We start from the raw sequence: 452 nt of genomic DNA on the forward strand, positions 1-452 counted from the left end.
CGCGGCCGGCGCGCGCCCTGCTGTTTCGCCCGCCGGGCGCAGGGCCGTTTCCGCTGGCGTTGGGCGCGCATGCCACGACGCAGAACGTGTTGCGTCGGGCACAGATGCCGCAGCCCGAATACCGCGCGCTGGCCGGCTTTCTGGTCGCACGCGGTTTTGCCGTGCTGGTGCCGGAGCGGATAGGCCATGGCGCCACAGGCGGAACATACCTGGAAGACCAGGGCGGCTGCGACGAGGCGGATTATTCACGCGCGGCTCGGGCTACCGCCGGGCAGATCAGGCTCGCACTCGATTACCTCAGCGACCAGTCCTTCATCCTGAAGGATCACGCCGTCGTCATCAGCCATTCCGCCGGTGGCTGGGGGGCGCTGGCGCTTGCCGCCGAGAGCCCCAATGGCGGCTCTAAGAGCATCTTGGCGATCATCGCCTTCGCGCCGGGGCGCGCGGCCGCG

General features: G+C 69.9%; 1 protein-coding gene. It reads left to right on the forward strand.

Annotated features, from left to right (window positions below; genetic code table 11):
* The coding region (locus tag CWO89_RS45180; RefSeq protein ID WP_502702965.1) for an alpha/beta hydrolase family protein at positions 1-452 on the forward strand (452 nt) is incomplete at both ends.

Origin of the sequence: Bradyrhizobium sp. Leo170 (genome assembly GCF_004296405.1) — a bacterium.
GTDB lineage: Bacteria > Pseudomonadota > Alphaproteobacteria > Rhizobiales > Xanthobacteraceae > Bradyrhizobium.